Origin of the sequence: Brevundimonas sp. LjRoot202 (assembly GCF_964253355.1) — a bacterium.
Taxonomy (GTDB): Bacteria; Pseudomonadota; Alphaproteobacteria; order Caulobacterales; family Caulobacteraceae; genus Brevundimonas.
The window spans coordinates 43,228-63,989 of the sequence record NZ_CAXUQW020000009.1 but is presented as its reverse complement, the minus strand read 5'-3'; the positions used below and the strand labels follow the sequence as shown (position 1 = coordinate 63,989).

General features: G+C 69.0%; 18 protein-coding genes. 12 read left to right on the top strand and 6 right to left on the bottom strand.

Going from position 1 to position 20,762, the window contains the following annotated elements:
- Both ACSQ1L_RS13335 and prmC read right to left on the bottom strand, forming a co-directional pair.
- On the bottom strand, nt 1-709 hold a 709-nt coding region (locus ACSQ1L_RS13335; protein ID WP_435995390.1), incomplete at its 3' end, for a DUF4167 domain-containing protein.
- A 290-nt stretch (nt 710-999) separates the two neighbouring features.
- Complete coding sequence (prmC, locus tag ACSQ1L_RS13330; protein WP_435995388.1) at nt 1,000-1,905, bottom strand: peptide chain release factor N(5)-glutamine methyltransferase; 906 nt, start codon at nt 1,903-1,905, stop codon at nt 1,000-1,002.
- 127 nt (nt 1,906-2,032) lie between these two features.
- Here prmC and ACSQ1L_RS13325 point away from each other — a divergent pair, with 127 nt between their 5' ends.
- Together ACSQ1L_RS13325 and ACSQ1L_RS13320 are read left to right on the top strand one after the other, a co-directional pair.
- Nucleotides 2,033-3,208 carry a YihY/virulence factor BrkB family protein gene (locus tag ACSQ1L_RS13325; RefSeq protein ID WP_435995386.1) on the top strand — a complete coding sequence of 392 codons (1,176 nt, stop codon included), beginning with the start codon at nt 2,033-2,035 and terminating at the stop codon, nt 3,206-3,208.
- 76 nt (nt 3,209-3,284) lie between these two features.
- The gene (locus tag ACSQ1L_RS13320) at nt 3,285-4,361 is read left to right on the top strand and encodes a DUF2167 domain-containing protein (protein WP_435995384.1); all 1,077 of its coding nucleotides are present in this window, start codon (nt 3,285-3,287) and stop codon (nt 4,359-4,361) included.
- Here the strand turns inward: ACSQ1L_RS13320 and ACSQ1L_RS13315 are convergent.
- Complete coding sequence (locus tag ACSQ1L_RS13315) at nt 4,358-5,116, bottom strand: LytTR family DNA-binding domain-containing protein (RefSeq protein ID WP_435995382.1); 759 nt, start codon at nt 5,114-5,116, stop codon at nt 4,358-4,360. The genes ACSQ1L_RS13320 and ACSQ1L_RS13315 overlap by 4 nt on opposite strands.
- 172 nt (nt 5,117-5,288) lie before the next feature.
- Here ACSQ1L_RS13315 and ACSQ1L_RS13310 point away from each other — a divergent pair, with 172 nt between their 5' ends.
- A complete protein-coding gene (locus ACSQ1L_RS13310) occupies nt 5,289-5,819 on the top strand; it encodes a DUF2306 domain-containing protein (RefSeq protein ID WP_435995380.1) in 531 nt (176 codons plus the stop codon).
- Here the strand turns inward: ACSQ1L_RS13310 and ACSQ1L_RS13305 are convergent.
- Complete coding sequence (locus ACSQ1L_RS13305) at nt 5,803-6,540, bottom strand: TetR/AcrR family transcriptional regulator (protein WP_435995378.1); 738 nt, start codon at nt 6,538-6,540, stop codon at nt 5,803-5,805. The two genes, ACSQ1L_RS13310 and ACSQ1L_RS13305, sit on opposite strands and share 17 nt — an antisense overlap.
- Before the next feature lie 178 nt (nt 6,541-6,718).
- Here ACSQ1L_RS13305 and ACSQ1L_RS13300 point away from each other — a divergent pair, with 178 nt between their 5' ends.
- From ACSQ1L_RS13300 to ACSQ1L_RS13260, 9 genes are all read left to right on the top strand, one after another.
- Nucleotides 6,719-8,929 (top strand): TonB-dependent receptor, encoded by a 2,211-nt coding sequence (locus tag ACSQ1L_RS13300; protein WP_435995376.1) that lies wholly within the window; start codon nt 6,719-6,721, stop codon nt 8,927-8,929.
- Nucleotides 8,930-9,066: 137 nt separating this feature from the next.
- Complete coding sequence (locus ACSQ1L_RS13295; protein WP_435995374.1) at nt 9,067-10,596, top strand: spinster family MFS transporter; 1,530 nt, start codon at nt 9,067-9,069, stop codon at nt 10,594-10,596.
- 115 nt (nt 10,597-10,711) lie between these two features.
- On the top strand, nt 10,712-11,167 hold the full coding sequence (locus ACSQ1L_RS13290; RefSeq protein ID WP_435995372.1) for a hypothetical protein: 456 nt from the start codon (nt 10,712-10,714) through the stop codon (nt 11,165-11,167).
- A gap of 165 nt (nt 11,168-11,332) precedes the next feature.
- Complete coding sequence (gene sucC / locus ACSQ1L_RS13285; protein WP_435995370.1) at nt 11,333-12,523, top strand: ADP-forming succinate--CoA ligase subunit beta; 1,191 nt, start codon at nt 11,333-11,335, stop codon at nt 12,521-12,523.
- Nucleotides 12,524-12,576: 53 nt separating this feature from the next.
- Nucleotides 12,577-13,479 carry a succinate--CoA ligase subunit alpha gene (sucD, locus tag ACSQ1L_RS13280; RefSeq protein WP_435995368.1) on the top strand — a complete coding sequence of 301 codons (903 nt, stop codon included), beginning with the start codon at nt 12,577-12,579 and terminating at the stop codon, nt 13,477-13,479.
- 168 nt (nt 13,480-13,647) lie between these two features.
- Nucleotides 13,648-16,650: a 2-oxoglutarate dehydrogenase E1 component gene (locus tag ACSQ1L_RS13275; protein ID WP_435995366.1), complete on the top strand. Its 3,003-nt coding sequence runs from the start codon at nt 13,648-13,650 to the stop codon at nt 16,648-16,650.
- Nucleotides 16,651-16,724: 74 nt separating this feature from the next.
- Nucleotides 16,725-18,266 carry a 2-oxoglutarate dehydrogenase complex dihydrolipoyllysine-residue succinyltransferase gene (gene odhB / locus ACSQ1L_RS13270; RefSeq protein ID WP_435995364.1) on the top strand — a complete coding sequence of 514 codons (1,542 nt, stop codon included), beginning with the start codon at nt 16,725-16,727 and terminating at the stop codon, nt 18,264-18,266.
- Nucleotides 18,267-18,289: 23 nt separating this feature from the next.
- Nucleotides 18,290-18,703 (top strand): hypothetical protein, encoded by a 414-nt coding sequence (locus tag ACSQ1L_RS13265; protein WP_435995362.1) that lies wholly within the window; start codon nt 18,290-18,292, stop codon nt 18,701-18,703.
- 69 nt (nt 18,704-18,772) lie between these two features.
- Nucleotides 18,773-19,216, top strand: a complete 444-nt coding sequence (locus ACSQ1L_RS13260) for a putative signal transducing protein (protein WP_435995360.1) — start codon at nt 18,773-18,775, stop codon at nt 19,214-19,216.
- A gap of 2 nt (nt 19,217-19,218) precedes the next feature.
- On the opposite strand, the gene ACSQ1L_RS13255 is transcribed toward ACSQ1L_RS13260, so the two are convergent.
- The gene (locus ACSQ1L_RS13255; RefSeq protein ID WP_435995358.1) at nt 19,219-20,406 is read right to left on the bottom strand and encodes a CaiB/BaiF CoA transferase family protein; all 1,188 of its coding nucleotides are present in this window, start codon (nt 20,404-20,406) and stop codon (nt 19,219-19,221) included.
- 29 nt (nt 20,407-20,435) lie between these two features.
- The gene (locus tag ACSQ1L_RS13250) at nt 20,436-20,702 is read right to left on the bottom strand and encodes a DUF6356 family protein (RefSeq protein ID WP_435995356.1); all 267 of its coding nucleotides are present in this window, start codon (nt 20,700-20,702) and stop codon (nt 20,436-20,438) included.
- Between the last annotated feature and the right edge of the window lie 60 nt (nt 20,703-20,762).

Genomic DNA, 20,762 nt, shown 5'->3' with positions numbered 1-20,762 from the left:
CCGGGGCGGGCGACGGTTCGCCCTCGTCGGCGGCGGGCGGCGTCTCGCCGCCCTCGGCGCGTTCGCCCTGGAAGCGCAGGTTGCGTTCCTGCTGGCGGCGTTCCCAGCGCTCGCGGCGGGTCTCCCGGCGACCACCCTCGCCGGCGGCGGCGTCACCCTCGGCGCGCGGTTCACGCGGCTGGTCGTCGCGGTCGCGCCATTCGCGGCGCGGCTGCTCGGCCTGCCGGTCGTTGGGGCGGTCGCCCTGACGGTCGTACGAGCGGTCGTTCTGGCGCTCTTCCTGCTCGCGCTGGCGCGCCTCGGCGGCGGCGACGCGATCGGCCTCGGCCTTCTCGGCGGCCATGATGGCGGCGGCCTGCGCCCCGGTCTCGTCCTCGAAGTCGATGTCGAAGCCCTGTCCCGCCAGTTCGCGCTGGGCGATTTCGGACACCGGACGCGAGGGCTGCAGGGCGCGAAGGACGCGGAAATAGTGTTCGGCGTGCTGGGTGTAGTTCTCGGCCAGCACCCGGTCGCCGGCGGCCGAGGCGTCGCGCGCCAGCTGCATGTAGCGCTCGTAGACGGTCTGGGCGTTGCCGCGGACCTTGATGTTCTCGGGACCTTGCGAGTCCCACGAACGGTTCGGGTTGGTGGCGTTGGCGTTGCCGCCGCCGCCGCCGCCGGGCTTCCTGTTGCGTCCACGCTGACGCTTCATGCCCTTGAAATCTCTCATCGGACGTACCGTGCTTTGTGAGGGGACGGGCGGGCCTGCGAGATGCAGCCTGTCGCCGTCCGTTTCGTCGTTCCGCTTCGCGCGGGGCCAATCCCCGCTGACGATGTGATCGGAAATCCGTCGCCGCCCCGTGGTCCGCCGGGCCGTTCCGGCCCGACGTCACTGCCCTGAGCGCGCGTGGAATGGGCCTGAAGCGGTCCAAGTCGTGCGTTTTTGGGTGGGAGACAGGAGAGACTTAGCGTGTGCGAGGGCGGTTTCCAAGGGGTTTTCACATGAGCCGCGACGCCGCGTCACATCTTCGGAACGGGATTGGTGCGCGGGTCGGGGCCGTTGGTGACGACGCGGTCCCGGTCCGACAGGTCCCTGACGACGATGACGTTCTCGAAGCCCGCCGCCTCGAACAGCGCCTTGACCTGTGGGCCCTGGTCCCAGCCGATCTCGACCGCGAACAGGCCGTCGGGGCGCAGGATGCGGCGGATTTCGGGGGCCAGTTCACGATAGGCCTGCAGGCCGTCGGGGCCGCCGTCCAGGGCAAGGCGCGGGTCGTGGTCGCGCACCTCGGGGTCGAGGCCGGCGATGTCGCCGGACGGGATGTAGGGCGGGTTCGACACGACTACGTCGAAGCTGTGGTCGGCGAAGCCCGCGGCCCATTCGGTGCGCAGGAAGGTCGCCCGGTTGTCGAGTTCCAGATTGGTGGCGTTCTCCTTCGCCACCGCCAGCGCCTCGAAGGAGATGTCGGTGCCGACGCCGCGGGCGCCGAACCGCTCGGCCAGGGTCGCCAGCAGTATGGCGCCGGAGCCTGTGCCCAGATCGATCATCTCGAAGGCCTTGTTCGGCGGGTACGCCAGCAGGACGACGTCGAGGATGGCTTCGGTGTCGGGGCGCGGGCTGAGAACGTCGGGGGTGACGTTCAGCATGATCTTCCAGAAGCCCTTCTTGCCGAGGATGCGCGACACCGGCTCGCGTCGCAGGCGGCGCTCGACGAAGCCGTCCAGCGCGCCCTGCTGGTCGGGCGTCACGGCGCGATAGGGGTCGGTCAGGATGTCGGTGCGCGAACAGCCCGCGGCGACCTCGACCAGCAGCCGGGCGTCGATCGAGGGGCTGTCGATGCGGCCGGCCTTGAGGCGGGCGGCGGCGGCCTTCCAGGCGGTCAGCAGGGTCGGGCCGGAGGTCGGGTCGGGGGCGGCATCGGTCATGCTCTGGCCTTGGCGCGGGAATGCGCGGATATCAAGCGGCGCGGCGCCGGAACGCCGTCCGACCGGAGCCGTTGTGGCCACGATGCAGGAACCGTCTGGACGAAGGGGCGCGCTCGGCGCGTGGGGCATGGCCGGCGCCCTGTTCGGCGCCTTGGCCGCCGGGGCCGGGGCGGCGCACCTGCTGTATCGGCATGGCCACAAATACGGACTCGAGCTGCGTCGGCCCCATCCCGCATCGGCGCCGCCGCATGTGCCGACGCCCGAGGATTTCGAGGCGAAGGAGCCGGGGCGCGGGCGGCTGGCCCGGCGGCCGGAGCACATCCCGCACAAGGGCTGGATCGACATCTTCTGGCGCTTGGGGATGTCCTATTTCGGCGACCGGGTCGGCTTCATCGCCGGCGGGGTGACCTTCTTCGTGATGCTGTCGCTGTTCCCGACCCTGGCCGCCTTCGTGACCATCTACGGCCTGTTCGCCGACCCCAACGACGCGGTCGCCCGGCTGTATTTCCTCTATTCGGTGATGCCCGCGGGCGTGGCCCAGTTCCTGGCCGGCGAGATGCAGCGGCTGGCGGCCAATTCCAACACCCAGTTGACCATCACCCTGGTCTGGACGCTGGCGCTGTCGCTGTGGACCGCGAACGGGGCGATCAAGGTGCTGTTCTACGGCCTGAACGTCGCCTACCACGAGGTCGAGCGGCGCAATTTCTTCAGCTACAACCTGCTCTGTCTGGCCTTCACCGTCACGGGCCTGGCCGCGATCATGGTGGCGGCGGGCATGGTGGTCGGCGTGCCGCTGGTGCTGGGGTTTTTCGGCCTGGCTGACGAATGGGCCTATCTGGCCCCGCTGCGCTGGCCGCTGCTGCTGCTGGTCTATGTGGCGTCCCTGACCGTGGTCTACCGGCTCGGCCCCTGCCGGCAGCGGGCGCGGTGGCGCTGGCTGACTCCCGGGGCCCTGTTCGCCTCGGTGCTGAGCGTGATGCTGTCGCTGGGCTTCAGCTGGTATCTGCAGACCTTCGTCCGGGTCGATTCCTACGGCCCGCTGGCGGCGATGATGGGCTTCCTGCTGTGGACCTGGCTGAGCGTGCAGATCATCCTGATGGGGGCCGAGCTGAACGCCGAGGTCGAGCACCAGACCGCCGTCGACACCACCACCGGCGAGCCGGTCAGCCTGGGCGAACGCGGCGCGGTGGTGGCCGACACAGTGGGACCGAAGCGCGGCAGCCCGGCGGCCCTGGCCTTCACCCTCAAACACGCCGAGGCCCTGTCGGACCGCCTGCTGCGCCGCCGCATCCGCAAGCTTTGACCGTCAGATTCCTCAGGTGGAGTCTCTAGGCAAGCCTCAACCGCTGGTGCAACCTGTGCCCGGGGGGAGTTTTCACATGATCCGCAAAGTCTTCGCCGCGCTGTTGCTGGCGCTCGGCCTTCTCGCGACCGCCAGCCCGACGGCCGCCCGGCCCCCGTCGCCGGATCTGCCGACCACCGAACAGCAGGCGGAGATCCGCCGGATGGAAGCCCTCCTCGACAGCCTGAAGCCGCGGACTGGCGACATCAGCCTGCCGGGTCCGAAGGCTACCCTGGCGCTGGGCGAGGCCTACTATTTCCTCGAGGCGGCCGACGCCCGTCGGGTGTTGGTCGAAGGCTGGGGCAATCCGCCGTCGGTGGTCGAGGGCGTGCTGGGCATGGTGTTTCCGGCCGGCAAGAGCCCGCTCGACGACACCTGGGGCGCGGTCATCACCTGGGTCGGCGACGGCTATGTCGCGGACGCGGACGCGGCCAACATCGACTACGCCGATCTCCTGAAGCAGCTGAAGGCGAGCGAGGCGGCGGACAACGAGGCCCTCGCCGCCGACGGCTATGCAGCCTCGACCCTGGTCGGCTGGGCGCGGCAGCCCAGCTATGATCCGGTCCGCCACAACCTGATCTGGGCCAAGGAGATCGCCTTCGCGGGCGCCGCCGAAAACACCCTGAACTACGACGTCCGCGTACTGGGGCGCGAGGGCGTGCTGAGTATGAACATCGTCGCCCAGATGAGCGACCTGGCGTCGATCGGCGGCGAGGCGGCCAAGCTGATGAACACCGCCTCATTCCAGCCTGGGGCGCAGTACGCCGACTATCAGGAGGGCGTCGACAAGAAGGCGGCCTATGGGGTCGGCGGCCTGATCGCGGGCGGGGCCGCCCTGGCCGTGGCCAAGAAGGCCGGGTTGATCGGCATCCTGTTGCTGTTCCTCAAGAAGGGATGGGTTGTCCTGGTCATCGGCGGGGCGGCGGCGTGGCGCTGGCTGTCCACCCTGTTCGGCGGCAAGAAGGGCGGCGATTTCAGCTCGCCCTCGCGGCCGGCCTATGAGCTGGGCGGCCTGGGTGATGATCCGGCCGCCGCCGAGGTTTCCGCGCCCGCCGACGCCGAAACCGGCGAGGCGCCGGACGTCGGAACCGACAGCGGCGATCCCAGACCCTAGTACCAGCCGGCCGCGCGCAACCCGCGGGCGTAGCGGCGGCTGACCGGGGCCTGGAGGCCGCCTTGGAGCGACAGGGTGGCGCGCCCGTCCCCCCGCTTGGCCCCGGTCACGGCGTCGCGGGCCACCCACCAGGAGCGGTGGGTCCGGGCCCCGTCCAGTCCCTCCAGTTCCGCCAGCGCGTCGGACAGGCGCATCAGGATCAGGTCGGAGCCCCGGTCGGTGTGAAGCCGCAGGTAGTGGTCCTCGGCCTCGACGGCGAGCAGGCGGGCGCCGCGCAGGCGGGGCGGCACGCGCTCCAGAAAGCGGGCCGGCGGTCCGCCCGGCGCGGCGGCGTGGGTGATCGTCGGCCGGCCCCGGGCGAGGAACAGGTTGAGCGTGGTCATCGCCGCGGTGACCAGCAGCACGGGCGCCAGGAAGCCCGGGATGCGGCCCGCCGGCGGCAGGGCGCCGAAAAAGAACAGGCCGGTCGCGGCCCAGACCAGCACGGTCCCCGGACCAGCTATGGCCAGGCTGATCACGGCCGACGCCAGCCAGGGGCGCCGGTCGAGGTCGATGAACCGGCGGGCCGCAAGGGCGCACAGGTGACCCCAGAGCCCGCCGGCGATCATCACGGCGACCCAGTAGGCGAGCCGCGTCGCGAAGGCCGCTTCGCCCGTGCCGAAGGCGCCGCTCAGCGCGAGGAACACGCCGGCGGCCACGGCCACGGCGAGGCCGCGCAGGAAGTCTGTCCGGGTCGGGCGGTTGGCGGGGGTCATCGTCCGTCCTTGAGACCATGAATCGCCGGGGTGTTGAAGGCGGTGGTCGTCGGCGCTTCGTGAACGGCCACTGGCGGCCGCTGGCGGATTTCCGGCGGTCGTTCACGCAGGCGGCCGGACCCGATCCATCGCCGCGAGGCAGGGTCCGGGATCGTTCGACCCCGGAGAAAACATGTCCGATCCCGCCCTCGCCCGCCCGTCCTTCCTGCGCCGTCACGCCGCCAGCCTCGTCGGCGGGTCGGCCGCCGCGGCGATCGCCGGCTGGCTCCTGCTCCGACCCGGGGGCGGGGCGATGCCGCGGCCGCATGCGCCCGACCTGTCGCTTCTGATGAAGGCGCCTGTCGCCGTGCAGATGCATGTCGCCGCCGCCGTCCTCGCCCTGGCTATCGGGACCGCGCTGCTGGCCGGCGTGAAGGGCGACCGCCTGCACCGGGCCCTCGGCTGGACCTGGGTCGTGGCCATGGCGACGACCGCGATGAGCTCCCTGTTCATCCGCCAGATCAACGCCGGCCAGTTTTCCTTCATCCACCTGATCAGCGGCTGGACGATCGTGGCCCTGCCGATGGCGGTGTACGCCGCTCGCCGCCACAGGGTGAGGGACCATCGGCGCGCGATGACCGGCATGTTCGTGGGCGGCCTGCTGGTGGCGGGCTCCCTCGCCTTCCTGCCCGGCCGGATGATGTGGGCTATGGTGTTCGGCTAGGGAGGGGGTCACCGGGCGCGCACACCGCCCGGAAGCCGGCCGCCGCGAAGCGAACCATGTAGGCGCCGGCGGCCTCGAGGTCGCCGGAGCGGCACAGGCCGCCGGACAGGCGGTCCAGCCGGCCGGTCTCGCCCAGCGTCAGGGTCAGGGCGCCCGAGAGGTTGTGGTAGCCCCAGTAGAGGTCTTCCTCGCGGGCGTCCGGCAGGACCCGCTTGATCAGCTCGATCAGTCGCCGCGCGGTCGGGTCGAAATAGCGGGTCATGATCTCGCCGCCGAACATCGGATTGGCGTTGGTCTGGGCCACCAAGGCGGCGTAGTGCTTCCACCCCGGTCCGCCCTTCAGAGCCCATTCAAACGGCGAATGCAGGAAGGCGGCGAGCAATCCCTCGAGCGTCATGTCCGCCCCCGCCGCCTCGGCGTAGCGGTTGATGGCGTTGACCCGGTCGCTGTTCCACACCTCGGCCCGGCGCAGGAAGACGGCGTCGAACAGGGCCCGCTTGGCCCCGAAATAATAGTGCACCAGCGCGGTGTCGACGCCGGCCTCGCGCGCCACCTCGCGGATGGTGACGCCGTAAAAGCCGTGCTTGGAGAACAGGTCCTCGGCGGCGTCGAGGATGGACTCGCGGGTGTCCGCGGCGCCCTCGGCCCGCTTCTTCGACGGCCGGCCCCGACGCGCGGGCGTGGCGGCGGCGGCGGAGGCTGGCGCGTCGGGCTTGGTCATGGCGGCTACGCTAGGCCGCGTCAGGCCGTCATGGCAACGGCGCCACAGTCCGGTTGCGGGCCGCCGTCGGGCAAGCGTCGCCGTTTGACAGCAGGCCGAAAACGATTACGGTCCGAGAAAATCATTGAACGCTGAATAAAAAGCGTCTCGGGCTGGAAACACTGGAATGGGGCTTCACATGAACCACTATATCAAGACCGCCTTGCTCGCGGGCGCCGCCTGGGGCGCGCTGTCGACCGTCGCCATGGCGCAGGACGCGCCGACGCAGGCCCAGGAAGAGGCCGCCGCCGTCGGCGACGTCATCGTCACCGCCCGGCGCCGCGACGAAGCGCTGAAGGACGTGCCGATCTCGGTCTCGGCCCTGGGCGCCGAACGCCTGGAGGAGACCGGCGCCTCGAACATCACGGCGCTGCAGCAGCAGACCCCGAACGCGACGGTCCAGGTGGCCCGTGGCTCGAACTCGACCCTGATCTCCTTCATCCGCGGCGTCGGCCAACAGGACCCGCTGTGGGGCTTCGAGCCCGGCGTGGGCCTGTACATCGACGACGTCTATGTGGCCCGTCCGCAGGGCGCCGTGCTCGACATCTTCGACATCGAGCGCATCGAGGTGCTGCGCGGACCGCAGGGGTCGCTGTACGGCCGCAACACGGTCGGCGGCGCGATCAAATACGTGACCTCGCGCCTGTCGCAGGATTCGGAAATGACCCTGCGAGGGGCCTACGGCAGCTACAACCAGATCGACCTTCTGGCTTCGGGCAGCGTGCCGCTGGCCGACAATTTCCGCGTCGGCGGCGCCATCGCCAGCTATCAGCGCGACGGCTTTGGCGAGAACCTGAACACGGGCGCCGAACACTACAACAAGGACGTGCTGGCGGGCCGCCTGAGCGCCGAGTGGGAACCGCGCGAGGAGATGTCGATCCGACTGGCCTATGACCGGGTCGAGGACGATTCCAATCCCCGGCACGGCCACCGCGAAGTGGCGGGCGTCGGACCGGGCGCCGGAATTCCGGACAGCGTCTACGACACCTACGCCGGCATCGGCGACGAGAACTCGGTGATGAACCAGGGCTTCTCGGCCACCGTGCAGCTGGACATGAACGATCACTGGACGTTCAAGTCGATCACGGCCTGGCGCGAGGGCGAGACCGACACGGTCATCGACTTCGACAACACGCCCGCGCCGACGCTGGACATCCCGGCCTACTACGCCGACGACCAGCTGACGCAGGAGTTCCAGTTCCTGTTCGACTACGATCGCATGCAGGGCGTGATCGGGACCTACTTCCTCGACGGCCACGCCGAGGGCGCGTTCGACACCGTGCTGGGCGCGGCGGGCATCACCATCGGCACCGGCGGCTACGTCGACACCGGCAGCATCGCGGCCTTCGCCGACATCAACCTGGACCTGACGGAGCGTCTGCACCTGGGTCTCGGCGCCCGCTATACGCAGGACACCAAGACCGGCCACGTCAATCGCGCCACCTTCCTCGGCGTCGGCCGGACGCCGCTGACCGGAGGTCCCGACGCCACGCCGCTGGTGCAGAACACCCTCTATACCAACGAGAAGGACTTCACCGACTTCTCGCCGCGGGTCGCCGTGTCGTACGACCTGTCGGACGACGTGACCGGCTACGTCTCGTGGTCGAACGGCTTCAAGTCGGGCGGCTTCGACATGCGCGGCGACGCCAGACTGACCCCGGACACGGTCAACGGTTATGACCCGGAAACGGTGGAGTCGTGGGAAGTCGGCCTGAAGGGCTCGGTGTTCGACAACCGCCTGTCGTTCAGTTCGGCCCTGTTCCACAACACCTATGAGGACCAGCAGGTCACCACCCAGGTGCCCGCCGGCGCCAACGTGGCCAGCTTCGTCGACAACGTCGGCCAGTCGACCCTGTCCGGGGCCGAGTTCGAAGGCGCGCTGTTCCTGACCGAAAACCTGACCGCCAACCTGGCGGTCGGCTATCTCGAGGCCGAGTTCGACGAGTTCATCCGCTACAATCTGGCCACCGCCACCTACGAGGACATCTCCGACCAGGTGGTGCTGCAGAACGCGCCGAAGTGGACGGGTTATTTCGGCCTGACGTGGCGCGGCGACCTGGGCGGCGGCGAGCTGGCGGTGACGCCGTCGGTTTCCTACCGGGACGACTACAGCCAGTTCGAGTTCCCGAACCCGATTCTCGACCAGGAGGCCTATTCGCTGGTCGACCTGTCGATCGTCTGGACCGATCCGACCGACCGCTACACGCTCGGCCTGTACGGCAAGAACCTGACCGACGAGGAGTACCGCGTGGGCGCCTACGCCTTCCCGGGCGCGCTCTTCAACAACTCGCTGATCGGCTACTACGGCCCGCCGCAGACCGTGACCGCCTCGGTGCAGGTCAAGTTCTGACCCCGAAGACTCCTGAAGCCTGATCGCATCTGATCATGGGCGGCGGTTCACCTGGGCCGCCGCCCTTTTTCTTTTACGGCGGGCCACGGCGTCGCTACCGTCCCGCCAACGAACAAGACCAAGTCGAGGGAAACGCCATGAGAGCCACGGCCGCCGAGCCCGTCCGCCCGGGCTATCGCTACTATGTGCTGGCCGTGCTGGTGCTGATCTATGCGCTGAACTTCCTCGACCGGCAGATCATCGGCATCCTGGCGGCACCGCTGAAGGCGCATTTCCAGCTCAGCGACTCTGAGTTCGGCCTGCTCGGCGGCATCGCCTTCGCCTCGGTCTACTCGACGCTGGCCATTCCGCTGGCGTGGCTCGCCGATCGCTTCAGCCGGGTGTGGATCATGACCGGGGCGCTGGCGGTTTGGAGCGGCTTCACCGCCCTGTGCGGGGTGGCCACCTCATTTACCCAGCTGTTCCTGTTCCGGATGGGGGTGGGCGTCGGCGAGGCCGGCGGGGTCGCCCCGGCCTATTCGCTGATCTCGGACTATTTCCCGCCCTCGCAGCGGGCCCGGGCGCTGGCGGTGTTCGCCTTCGGCATCCCGATCGGCACGGCGGCGGGTACCTTGGTCGGCGGCCTGCTCGCGGCGGCCTACGACTGGCGCGTCGCCTTCGTCGTGGTGGGCCTGCTGGGCCTGCTGCTCGCGCCGTTGCTGCGCCTGACAGTGCGGGACCCCAAGCGGGGCGGGACCGATGCGGCGGCCGCGGCCGAGGCGGCGGCCCGGGTCGCGCCTGAGGCGGCTGCCGCGGCGGCCGCTCCCGCAACGCCTGCCTCGAAGCGGGTCGGCGCCATCGCCTCCATGGTCATGCTGCTGGTCGGCGCCGGGGCGCTGTCGGTCGGCGCGGTGCTGTATCTGGTCACGGGCGAGCCGGATCCCGCCCGGACCTGGGCCTTCGCCGGCCTGCTGGCGACGGTCATCGGCATCTCGCTGTGGATCGCCCGCATCACCGCCTCGGCGGTGATCCCGAAGAAGAGCTTCTGGCTTCTGGCGCTGGGCGCCGCCTCGTCGTCGATCTGCGGTTACGGCGTGGCCGGCTGGCTTCCCCTGTTCTTCATGCGCAGCTTCGGGCTCAGCCTCGGCCAGACCGCCTGGTACTACGCCGGGATCGCGCTCGTCGGCGGCACGCTCGGCATCTGGCTGGGCGGCTTCTTCGCCGACAAGCTGTCGAAACGCGGCAAGGGGGCCTATCCCTTGACCCCGGCCGTGGCCTTCCTGATCTCGGCGCCGCTGTTCATCGCGGCGATGAACTCGCCGTGGCTGATCGGCCTGGTGCTGCCGGGTGGCGGCACCAACGCCCAGCAGCTGATCCTCGCCTTCCTGATCTTCCTGGTCCCGACCGGCCTGAACCTGGCCTGGCTGGGGCCGATCACGGCGGCGGTGCAGCACCTCGTTCCGGCGGCGATGCGCTCGACCGCTTCGGCGCTGTTCCTGCTGATCAACAACCTGCTCGGCCTGGCCGTGGGCTTCTATTATTTCGGCTGGATGAGCGACCTGCTGGCCCCGCGCTTCGGCGACGAGAGCCTGCGCTGGGCGATCTATACCGGCATGGGCTTCTACCTGCTGGCCTCGGCCCTGCTGTTCGGGGCGTCGCGGACGCTGAAGCGGGACTGGGTCGCCTGAAGCCGGGCGCGTCCCGGCCTTATTGACGCTGCTTTTCGAGTCAGATTGACCTCGATCGCGGGCCGCCGTGTGCGCCCCGCTCTCCTCCCCCACGCCACCAAGAGAGTTCGTATTGATGATCGCCACGCTTCTGTTCGCCGCCGCCGTGACCGCCGCCCCGGCGCCGGCTGACGACTTCAAGTCGCTGTGCGTCGCCACCAAGGGCGACGTCGCCGCCGTGACCGCCGCCGCCGCGGCCCAGGGCACCTGGTCCGAGCCGGCCCAGCAGGACGGCATGACCGTCTGGACCCACACCGGGGAAGGCGTGGCCCGCAACCTGGTGGTCGGCGAACAGGCCGCGCCGGACGGCAAGCGCCAGGCCTGCATGCTGACCAGCCAGCCGGCCCAGCCGGACCTGACGGCCGGGATCACCGGCGTGCTGGGCGGCGTGTCACTGCCGGTCGACGCCGGCGCCGGGCTCTACGCCTACGCCCCGAGCGAGGACGCCTACCGCGCCGGCGACGTGACCTTCGTCCAGGTCACCACCGAGGCGGACAGCACCAGCCTGACCGCCATCCGCCCGATCAGGTAGCCGGGCCCGGACGGCCGCGTCCGTCCGACCGAACACAGAGCGCTCTCCGCCCCGAAGGCGGGGAGCGTTTCGCTGTCCGCCGCGTCCCGGTCGAGACAGGCTGTTGCACCTGCGAAGGCGCGGGTCCTATAAGCACGGCCGACTCTCCCCCCGAAGGCGGCATCCATGAACATTCACGAGTATCAGGCCAAGCAGGTCCTGAAGGGTTTCGGCGCACCGGTCGCGGCCGGCGTGGCCATCACCTCGGCCGATGAGGCCGAAGCGGCGGCGAAGCAACTGCCCGGGCCCCTGTACGTCGTGAAGTCGCAGATCCACGCCGGCGGACGCGGCAAGGGCAAGTTCAAGGAACTGCCGGCCGACGCCAAGGGCGGCGTGCGCCTGGCCTTCTCGATCGAGGACGTGGTCAAGAACGCGAAAGAGATGCTGGGCAACACCCTGGTGACCGCCCAGACCGGCCCGGCCGGCAAGCAGGTCAACAGGCTCTATATCGAGGACGGCGCCGACATCGACCGCGAACTGTACTGCTCGCTGCTGGTCGACCGTTCGACCGGCCGGGTGTCGTTCGTGGTCTCGACCGAGGGCGGCATGGACATCGAGGCCGTTGCCCACGACACGCCGGAGAAGATCGTCACCATCGACATCGACCCGGAAGCCGGCGTGACGCCCGCCAATGTGGCCGAGATCAACACCGCCTACGGCCTGACCGGCGCGGCGGCCCAGGACGGCGAGACCCTGTTCCCGACCCTGTACCGGGCCTTCGTCGAGAAGGACATGTCGATGCTGGAGGTCAATCCTCTGATCGTCATGGAGAACGGCCGCCTGCGGGTGCTGGACGCCAAGGTCAGCTTCGACGGCAACGCCCTGTTCCGCCACGAGGACATGAAGGCGCTGCGCGACGAGACCGAGGAAGACGCCAAGGAGATCGAGGCCTCGGAATGGGACCTCGCCTATGTCGCGCTGGACGGCAACATCGGCTGCATGGTCAACGGCGCCGGCCTGGCCATGGCGACGATGGACATCATCAAGCTGTACGGCAAGGAGCCCGCCAACTTCTGCGACGTCGGCGGCGGCGCCTCCAAGGAAAAGGTCGCGGCGGCCTTCAAGATCATCACCGCCGACCCCGCCGTCCAAGGCATCCTGGTCAACATCTTCGGCGGCATCATGCGCTGCGACGTCATCGCCGAGGGCGTGGTCGCCGCGGTGAAGGAAGTCGGGCTGAAGGTGCCGCTGGTCGTGCGCCTGGAAGGCACCAATGTCGCCGAGGGCAAGAAGATCCTCAACGAGTCGGGCCTGGCCATCACCGCCGCCGACGACCTCGACGACGCCGCCCAGAAGATCGTCGCGGCGGTCGGCTGAGCCGTCGAGCTCGCCACCGACCGTCCCGCTGACCGAACAATCAGAGCAAACCCATGTCCATCCTCGTCGACAAGAACACCAAGGTCATCGTCCAGGGCCTGACCGGCAAGACCGGGACCTTCCACACCGAGCAGGCGCTCCGTTACTACGGGACGAAGATGGTCGGGGGCGTGCACCCGAAGAAGGGCGGCGAGCTGTGGCACGGGTCCGAGGGCGAGACCCTGCCGATCTTCGCCACCGTCGCGGAAGCGAAAGAGGCCACCGGCGCCGACGCCTCGGTGATCTATGTCCCGCCGGCGGGCGCTGCGGACGCCATCATCGAGGCGATCGACGCCGAGGTGCCATTCATCACCTGCATCACCGAGGGCATCCCGGTGCTGGACATGGTGCGGGTCAAGGCGCGGCTGGACCGCTCCAAGTCCCGGCTGCTGGGCCCCAACTGCCCGGGCGTCCTGACCCCGGAAGAGTGCAAGATCGGCATCATGCCGGGCTCCATCTTCAAGAAGGGCAATGTCGGCATCGTGTCGCGCTCGGGCACCCTGACCTATGAGGCGGTGTTCCAGACTACCAACGAGGGCCTGGGCCAGACCACCGCCGTCGGCATCGGCGGCGACCCGGTCAAGGGCACGGAATTCATCGACGTGCTGGAGCTGTTCCTGGCCGACGACGAGACCACCTCGATCATCATGATCGGCGAGATCGGCGGCGGCGCCGAGGAAGACGCCGCCCAGTTCCTGATCGACGAGGCGAAGAAGGGCCGCAAGAAGCCGATGGTCGGCTTCATCGCCGGCCGCACCGCGCCCAAAGGCCGCACCATGGGCCACGCCGGCGCCGTCGTCTCGGGCGGCAAGGGCGATGCGGAATCCAAGATCGCCGCCATGGAAGCCGCAGGCATCAGGGTTTCCCCGTCGCCGGCGCGCCTCGGGACGACCCTGGTCGAGGTGCTCAAGGGCTGAGACTATGTCCCGGTAGTGGGGCAGGCCGGGGGCGAAATTCCCGGAATTAGGGACAAATTCACCCCTCTTGCCTCCATTCGGTCATGACCGAACAGGAAACAGCGCCTATATCAGCGGCGCCGGTTCGCGCAGGCGTGCGCGCACCGTTCAAGGGACGTGACGAGAACCATGGCGGACGATGCGGGTCGGCTGAATCAGGTCTTTGCCGAGACCAGCTTCCTGTATGGCGCGAATGCCTCGTTCATCGAGGATCTGCACGAGAAATGGGCCGCCGATCCGGCGTCCGTTCCGGGCGAGTGGCGGGCCTTCTTCGACCAGCTTCGGGACAACGCCGAAACGGTGAAGGCGGCCAGCGGCGCCGGGGCCTGGGGCCGCTCGCCGGTGTCGGAGCCGACCGAGGACGCTGCGGTGTTCGACGGCCGCTGGCCCGCGCCGAAGCCGGATCCGAAGAAGGCTGCGCCCGGGCCGGCGAAGGCTGTCGAGGCCGTGACCCCCGCGGGCGTCTCGAGCGAAGCCATCCGCGCCGCCGCCCACGACTCCATCCGCGCCCTGATGCTGATCCGCACCTATCGCGTGCGCGGCCACCTGCAGGCGACGCTGGATCCGCTGGGCATTGAGCAGCCGACCGAGAACCCGGAGCTGACCCCGGAATTCTACGGCTTCAGCGAGGCCGACCTCGACCGGCCGATCTATCTGGACGGGGTGCTGGGGCTGCAGACGGGCACCATCCGCGAGGTGCTGGCGATCCTGAGGCGCACCTACTGCGGCCACATCGGCATCCAGTTCATGCATATCGCCGAGCCGGAGGAGAAGGCCTGGTTGCAGGAACGCTTCGAGGGGCCGGACAAGTTCGAGCAGAACGCCTTCACCCCCCAAGGCAAGCTGGCCATCCTCAACAAGCTGATCGAGGCCGAGGGCTTCGAGCGCTTCCTGCACAAGCGCTTCCCGGGCACCAAGCGGTTCGGGCTGGACGGCGGCGAGGCCATGGTCCCGGCGCTGGAGCAGATCATCAAGCGCGGCGGCGCCCTGGGCGTTGACGAGATCGTGCTGGGCATGGCCCACCGCGGGCGGCTGAACACCCTGGCGGCGGTGATGGGCAAGCCCTACCGCGCCATCTTCCACGAGTTCCAGGGCGGTTCGACCGTGCCGTCGGACATCGAGGGTTCGGGCGACGTCAAATACCACATGGGCGCCTCGTCGGACCGCGAGTTCGACGGCAACACCGTCCACCTGTCGCTGACCGCCAACCCGTCGCACCTCGAAATCGTCAATCCGGTGGTGCTGGGCAAGGCGCGGGCCAAGCAGGCCTTCGACATCCGCGAGGCCAACACCGGCAAGCCGTCGGAGCAATGGGCCCTGGACCGCTCCAAGGTCGTGCCGCTGCTGATCCACGGCGACGCCGCCTTCGCCGGCCAGGGCGTGGTGGCCGAATGCTTCGCCCTGATGGGATTGAAGGGCTACCGCACCGGCGGGACGCTTCATTTCGTCATCAACAACCAGATCGGCTTCACCACCAGCCCGCGCAACAGCCGGTCGTCCCCCTATCCGTCGGACGTGGCGCTGATGGTCCAGGCGCCGATCTTCCACGTCAACGGCGACGATCCGGAAGCGGTGGTCTTCGCCGCCAAGGTGGCCACCGAATACCGCCAGAAATTCCACAAGGACGTGGTGGTGGACATGTTCTGCTACCGCCGCTTCGGCCACAACGAAGGCGACGATCCGACCTTCACCCAGCCCCTGATGTATTCGAAGATCCGGGCGTTGCAGTCGACGCGCGAAATCTACGCCGCCCGCCTGATCGCCGAGGGCGTGGTCGACCAGGCCGCGGTCGACGCCGAGGTGGCGCGGTTCGAGGCCTTCCTCGACGCCGAGTTCGAAGCGGGCAAGTCATTCGAGGCCAAAAAGGCCGACTGGCTGGACGGCCAGTGGCAGGGCATCGGCCAACCCGACGGCGAGGAGCGCCGCGGCGCGACATCGGTGTCGGCGGCCAGGCTGACCGACATCGGCCACCGGCTGACGACCATTCCGAACCAGGTCGACATGCACAAGACGCTGAAGCGCGTCATGGACGGCCGGCGCGAGATGATCGCCTCGGGCCAGAACATCGACTGGGCCACGGCCGAGAGCCTGGCCTTCGGTTCGCTGCTGGACGAGGGCTTCCCGGTCCGTCTGTCGGGCCAGGATTCGGTGCGCGGCACCTTCAGCCAGCGCCACTCGGGCATCGTCGACCAGACCACCGAAGCCCGCTACGTCCCGCTCAACAACCTGCGAGAGGGCCAGGCGGAGTTCGAGGTGATCGACTCGGCCCTGTCGGAAGAGGCCGTGCTGGGCTTCGAGTACGGCTACGCCCTGACCGACCCCAACACCCTGGTGATGTGGGAGGCCCAGTTCGGCGATTTCGTGAACGGGGCGCAGGTGGTGATCGACCAGTTCATCACCTCGGGCGAGCGAAAATGGTTGCGCATGTGCGGCCTGACCATGCTGCTGCCGCACGGTTACGAAGGGCAGGGCCCGGAGCATTCGTCGGCCCGTCTGGAGCGCTTCCTGCAGCAGTGCGCTGAGGACAACATCCAGGTCGCCAACTGCACCACGCCGGCCAACTATTTCCACATCCTTCGCCGCCAGATGCACCGGCCGTTCCGCAAGCCGCTGATCATTATGACGCCCAAGTCGCTGCTGCGGCACAAGAAGGCGGTCTCGACCCTCGCCGACATGGCCGAGGGCAGCTCCTTCCACCGCGTGCTGCACGACGACGCCCAGACGCGGCCAGAAGTCGCGGGCGTCAAGCTGAAGGCCGACAAGGCCATCCGCCGCGTCGTGCTGTGCTCGGGCAAGGTCTATTACGACCTGCTGGACCGGCGCGAGAAGGACGGGATCGACGACGTCTATCTGATGCGGCTGGAGCAATTCTATCCGTGGCCGATGAAGTCGCTGATGACCGAACTGGCCCGCTTCCCCAACGCCGAACTGGTCTGGTGCCAGGAAGAGCCGAAGAACATGGGCGGCTGGACCTTCGTCGATCCGTGGATCGAACTGACGCTCGAGAAGCTGAACGTGAAGTCGAAGCGGGCCCGCTACGTCGGCCGCCCGGCCTCGGCCTCGACCGCCGCCGGACTGATGAGCCGGCACCTGAAAGAACTCGACGCCTTCCTGACCGACGCCTTTGCCTGATAGCGTTCCGGATGACGGCGTCGCCGTTTCCGGAATGACGTTGCTGTAACGACCGACACGAAAGCCTGATCGACATGGCCGATATCCTGACCCCCGCCCTCGGCGAATCCGTCACCGAAGCCACCATCGGCAAGTGGACGAAGAAGGCCGGCGATCCGGTGAAGAAGGACGAGGTCCTGGTCGAGCTGGAGACCGACAAGGTCTCGCTGGAGGTGGTGTCGCCGGCCGACGGCGTGCTGTCCGAGATCAGGGCGCCTGATGGCGAGACGGTGACGCCGGGGGCCGTGCTGGGCGTGGTCAGCGAGGGCGCCAGCGCCGCGCCGGCGGCGCCGCAAGCCGCTCCGAAAGCTGAAGCGCCGAAAGCTGAAACGCCGAAGGCCGAACCGGCCGCGGCCGCGCCCGCTGCTCCTGCCGCGCCCGCCGCTTCGGGCGGTTCGGTCCCGATCTCCACCCCGACCATGGGCGAGAGCGTCGCCGAGGGCACGATGGGGACCTGGCTGAAGAAGTCGGGCGACACCGTCGCCAAGGACGAACTGCTGGTCGAGATCGAGACCGACAAGGTCGCCGTCGAGGTCTCCGCCCCCGCCGCCGGCGTCCTGACCATCAGCGCCGACTCGGGCGCTACCGTCACGCCCGGCCAGCAGATCGGCAGCATCGGGGCCTCGGGCGCCGCCCCGGCCAGTGCGCCCGCGCCCGCCGCATCCGCCAACGCCGGCTCGGCCCAGGTCAAGGCGGACGAGCCGCACCTGTCCCCCGCCGTGCAGCGCGTGGTCAGCGAGAACACCCTCGACCCGAAGGCCATCGCGGCCACCGGGCCCAAGGGCAACATCACCAAGGGTGACGCCCTCGCCGCCATCAACGCTGCGCCGAAGGCCGCTCCGGCCGCCGCCGCTCCCGCCGCGCCCCGCGCCGACCAGCCGCGCGAGGAGCGGGTCAAGATGACCCGGCTGCGCCAGACCATCGCCCGGCGCCTGAAGGAATCGCAGAACACCGCCGCCCAGCTGACCACCTTCAACGAGGTGGACATGACCAACGTCATGGCCCTGCGCGCGCAGTACAAGGAAGCTTTCGAGAAGCGCCACGGGGTGAAGCTCGGCTTCATGAGCTTCTTCACCAGAGCCATCGTCCAGGCCCTGCACGAGATTCCGGCGGTCAACGCCGAGATCGACGGCACGGACATCATCTACAAGAACCACTACGACATCGGTGTCGCCGTCGGCACCGAGAAGGGCCTGGTGGTGCCGGTGCTGCGCGATGCGGACACGCTGACGCTGGCGGGCATCGAGAAGGGCATCGCGGCGCTGGGCAAGGCGGCCCGCGACGGCGACCTGACCCTGGACCAGCTGCAGGGCGGCACCTTCACCATCACCAACGGCGGCACCTACGGCTCGCTGATGTCGACGCCGATCCTCAATGCGCCGCAGTCGGGCATCCTCGGCATGCACAACATCGTCCAGCGGCCGATGGCGGTGAACGGCGAGGTCAAGATCCGGCCGATGATGTACCTCGCCCTGAGCTACGATCACCGCATCGTCGACGGCAAGGAGGCGGTGACCTTCCTCGTCCGCGTCAAGGAACTGCTGGAAGACCCGGCGCGGGCGCTGCTGGACCTGTAGGCCGGTCAACGGGGGATCGGGTCATGGATCGACTGGAAGTGGCCCGGTTCTCGACCCTGCCCGAGGCCGAGCTGGCGACGGAGCTGCTGCGCAGCCACGGCGTCGATGCGCGGGTGACGGACCGCGAGATGGCCAACAACGCGGCCCATCTGCAGATCGCGATGGGCGGGGTTCGCATCACCGCGCCGGACTTCCAGATCGTTCAGGCCCGCGACCTGATCGCCCGCGCCCGCAGGGGCGAGTTCGGCGGCGTCGACGCGGAGGAAACCGACGAGTGGATGGTCGGTCATACGCCGGGCAAGGTCGGCGAGCTGGACGAGCACGAAATCCGCGGCGTCATGGGTTCGGCCAAGCGGGCCGGCATCGCGGTGGTGGTGGTCTTCTTCGTGGGCCTGCCGCTGGTCGGCTGCGTGGTCATGGCGCTGAGCGGCGGCTGATCGCGGCCGCGCGCTGAACCGGCCGTCCGCTTCTGGCGGAGCGGAACGCGCCATGCCAAGCTCGCCCGTATGAGCCTGCGCGAGATCGCTCGTTTCGCCGACGTCTATGAGGCCGAATTGGCCGGGGCTTTCCTCGCCTCGCACGGCATCGACGTCACCGTGACCGAGCGCTTCCAGACCACGGTCGATCCGCTGATGCAGAGGGCGCTGGGCATCCGGTTGATGGCCCCGGCGTCGACAGTCGAGGAGGCGCGGGCGCTGCTAGCGCGGGTCCGGGCGGGGGAGTTCGCCACCGAGGACGGGGACGACCTCGAGGAGATGGACGGCGGGACCCGGGCGGCCGGCACCGTCATGGCCCTGGCGGCCTTCGCCGCCGGCGGCTTCTGGGGCAACAGCCTGCCGCGTCGGTTCCGGCCTGTCGCCTGGCAGGGCATGTTGCTGGTATTCGCCGCGCTCGTGGCTGCGATGATCGCCATCGTGCTGGCCGCGGAACTGATCCTCAACCCGCCCTGATCCTATCGGCCCAGCCGGGTCGGCCCCAGAACCTCCTCGGTATGCTCGCCCAAGGCGGGCGGCGCCCGGTCATAGGCGACCGGCGTGGCGGACATCCGGATCGGCGAGGCTACGGTGCGGATGGGGGCGGAGAGGTCGGCGCGGGTCTGCGTCACCTCCAGCCCGCGGTGTTTCGCCTGCGGCTCTTCGAAGACCTGATCGATGGCGTTGACCGGACCGCAGGGCACGCCGGCCGCCTCCAGAGTCGCCATCAGCGCCTTCATGGTCTGTCCCGCCGTCAGGGCCGAGAGTTCGGCGGTCAGGACGGCGCGGTGCTCGATGCGCAGGGCGTTGGTGGGAAAGCGGGGATCGGCGCCGAGGCCGGGGGCTCCCAGCGCCGACGCCAATGACCGGAACTGGCCGTCATTGCCGACGGCGATGACCACCATTCCGTCCGTGCACGGAAAGGGCTGGTAGGGGGCGAGGTTGGGGTGGGCGTTGCCCATCCGCGTGGGAGCCTGACCCGAGACGAAGAAGTTGCTCGCCTGATTGGCCAGCATGGCGGCCTGGACGTCGAACAGGGCGATGTCGATATGTTGGCCCTGTCCTGTCGCCCGCGCGTGCAGCAGGGCGGCCATGATGGCGTTCGAGGCGTAGAGGCCGGTGAACAGATCGACCACGGCGACGCCGACCTTCATCGGCTCGGCGCCGGCCGCGCCGTCGGGCTGGCCGGTGATCGACATCAGCCCGCCCATGGCCTGGATCATATAGTCGTAGCCGGCCCGGTGGGCGTCCGGTCCGTCCTGGCCGAAGCCGGTGATGGAGCAGTAGACCAGCGTCGGATTGACCGCCGACAGGGCCGCATGGTCGAGGCCGTACTTCTTCAGCCCGCCGGTCTTGAAGTTCTCGACGAGGACGTCGCAGGTCTTCGTCAGTTCACGGACGATAGCGGCGCCTTCGGAGGTGGCGATGTCCAGTTCGACCGACTTCTTGCCCCGGTTGGCGCAGAGGAAATAGGCCGCGTCGCCCTTCGATCCATCGGTCCGGGTGGTGAAGGGCGGTCCCCAGTGACGGGTGTCGTCGCCGACGCCGGGCCGCTCGATCTTGATCACCTCGGCCCCGAGATCGGCCAGCGTCTGGGTCGCCCACGGGCCGGCGAGCACGCGGCTGAGGTCGAGAACGCGAACGCCGGAAAGGGGGCCTTGGGTCATGGCCCTGCTTAGCCGTTCGTCCGCGCCGGCTAAAGCCCCGGATCCCACACGCCCGCGTCGCGCATGCGGCATTCGCGGGCTTCCTTCGCCCGGCCGTCCAGTTCTTCGGCCATGCAGCAGACGGCTCGGGAAACGGTGGCCTTGTGCACGCCCGGCACCAAGGCGTGCATGAAGGCGCAGGAGGCGAGCTTCAGCAGGCGGAAGCCGAACCGCGACGACGCCGCCATGTGGTGCAAATAGCTCTCCTCGACCTCGCGCGGGTGGTCGACGAAGAGACGATTCCAGGTGCGTATCATGAGCGCAGCATAGCTTGAGACGGGCGCGGCCTCTACCCGTCGGCGCCATTCTGGCCTAAA